This window comes from Nonomuraea sp. NPDC003201 (assembly GCF_053590415.1).
Window position 1 is genome coordinate 1 of sequence record NZ_JBSFTC010000687.1, and the last position, 1,980, is coordinate 1,980.

At 73.8% G+C, this 1,980-nt stretch carries 3 protein-coding genes; 2 read left to right on the forward strand and 1 reads right to left on the reverse strand.

Annotated features, from left to right (window positions below; all coding sequences use genetic code 11):
• The coding region (locus tag ACWDX9_RS62735; RefSeq protein ID WP_449973357.1) for a DUF4232 domain-containing protein at nucleotides 1-546 on the forward strand (546 nt) is incomplete at its 5' end.
• A complete protein-coding gene (locus tag ACWDX9_RS62740) occupies nucleotides 543-776 on the forward strand; it encodes a TetR family transcriptional regulator C-terminal domain-containing protein (RefSeq protein WP_449973358.1) in 234 nt (77 codons plus the stop codon). The genes ACWDX9_RS62735 and ACWDX9_RS62740, both read left to right, overlap by 4 nt.
• Before the next feature lie 42 nt (nucleotides 777-818).
• On the opposite strand, the gene ACWDX9_RS62745 is transcribed toward ACWDX9_RS62740, so the two are convergent.
• On the reverse strand, nucleotides 819-1,874 hold the full coding sequence (locus ACWDX9_RS62745) for a fibronectin type III-like domain-contianing protein (RefSeq protein ID WP_449973359.1): 1,056 nt from the start codon (nucleotides 1,872-1,874) through the stop codon (nucleotides 819-821).
• Between the last annotated feature and the right edge of the window lie 106 nt (nucleotides 1,875-1,980).

The following is a 1,980-nucleotide window of genomic DNA, read 5'->3' on the forward strand; positions in this document are numbered from 1 at the left end:
GGCGCGCAGGCTCCCGGCGCCGGGGCCGCGCCGACTCGTCCCACGGTGACGGCTTTCCCGCCCGGCCATCCCCTGGCCCAGCCGCAGCCGACGGTGTGGTCCCCGCCCCCGACCCCGTCCTGCGCCGGCTCGGGACTGCTCCTGTACGCCGAACCGCCCAATGCCGCGATGGGGCTGCGCGTCCAGACCGTGACGCTCACCAACTGCGGCGACACAGTGCGGCAGGTCGAGGGCTACCCGCGCGTCCGGCTCCTGGACGAGGACGGCGAGCCGCTGAAGGTGAAGATCGACCGGGGCGCCCGGCAGGTCACCACCGCGATCAAGGATCCCGGGCCGAAGGCGGTGACCGTACGACCGGGCCGATCGGCCGCCTTCACCCTGGCGTGGCGCAACACCTACGGCGGCACCACCCGTCCGCCCGCGGTCGGCGCCACGCTCGTCGTCACCATCAGCTCCGGCAGGGAGCGCGTCAGCGGCCTCTTCGACCTCGGCTCCACGGACCTCCTGGGCGTCACCGCCTGGAAGCCGGTCCCGGTCCAGCGATGAGCCCGACCACGTGCGCGACGCCGCCCACGGGCGCTGCCGAGGCCGGGCACCTCGACCCGGAGACGGACCACGAGGAGCTCGCCGACCAGCTCGTCGCGATGGCCGACGGGCTGCAGCTGCAGTGGCTGCTCGACAGTGGCTGCTCGACAGTGGCTGCTCGACAGTGGCTCTCGACCCTGACAACGTGGACCTGGTCGGCCGCTTCCGCTCCTTCGCCGGACGCGTCCTGAACCCCTGAGCCGCGCGGCGACCGTCACCGCGCGGCCGTCCGCTCAGCTCGCCGGGGTCTCGGAGTTCGCCATCCGCAGCAGGTCGTCCATGGCCGGCGGCTGCTGCCCGCCCTGGGAGGCGCCCATGCTGAGGAGGGTCGCCAGCGGGATCTGGGCGATCAGCGCCTGGCTGGCCGGGTCGGTGAAGAAGCTCTGCTCACCGTCCGCGGTTTTCAGCAGGGTCTCCTCGACGATCTTCCGGCCCTGGGGATGGGCCAGCCATTCCCGAAGCGTGCTGTCGGCCCTGAGCGCGGCCCGCGGCGACTCCACGTCCACGTGGATGCGCTGCTCCAGGGGCAGGTCGCGGGAGGAGCTGCCGACGTGCACGCCGTACTCGCCCGGCTCGGCCACCCACTGCCCGTGCCGGGCGCTCCAGTAGCTGAAGGCCCGGGCGTCGAGCTCGATCACCACGCGGGCGCTCTCGCCGGGGGCCAGGCGGACCTTGCGGAAGCCGCGCAGCTCGCGTTCGGGACGGTCCACGTCGGCGACGGGGTCGCTGACGTACACCTGCACGACCTCGGCGCCCTCCCGCGTGCCGGTGTTCGTCACCGTGACCTCGACGCGGGCCTCGGGCCGGGCCGGGTCGGGGACGTGCACGGCCAGGTCGGAGTAGGCGAACGTGGTGTACGACAGCCCGAACCCGAACGGGAAGGCCACGTCCCGCCCGGTGCGGTCGTACCAGCGATAGCCGATGTAGAGGCGCTCCCCGTAGAGCACCTGCCCCTCCGAGCCCGGCCAGTTGACGTGCGCGGGCGTGTCGGACAGCCGGTGCGGGACGGTCTCCGCCAGCCGGCCGGAGGGGCCGGCGTGCCCGAAGATCAGGTCGGCCGCGGCGCCGCCGCCCGCCTGGCCCGCCAGCCACATCTCCAGCAGGGCGGCCGCGTGCTCGGTGAGCGGGCCGGTCAGCACGACGCCGCCGTTGCTCAGCACGACCGCGACCGACGGGTTGACCGCGGCCACCGCCTCGAGCAGCTGGAGCTGCGCCTCCGGCAGGTCCAGGTCCTCGCGGTCGAAGCCCTCGGACTCGGCCTCCGACGGCTCGCCGAGGAACAGCAGCACCGCGGCGGCGCCGCGAGCCGTGGACCGGCGTGGTGATCCCGCCGATCATCCGCGAGCGCTTCCCCGTTCCCGTGCTCGTGGACAACGACGTCAACGTGCTGGCCAT

What these genes read in the sequence shown, in the direction of transcription:
- ACWDX9_RS62740 (WP_449973358.1), top strand. Translation starts at nt 543, where the DNA reads ATGAGCCCGACCACGTGCGCGACGCCGCCCACGGGCGCTGCCGAGGCC.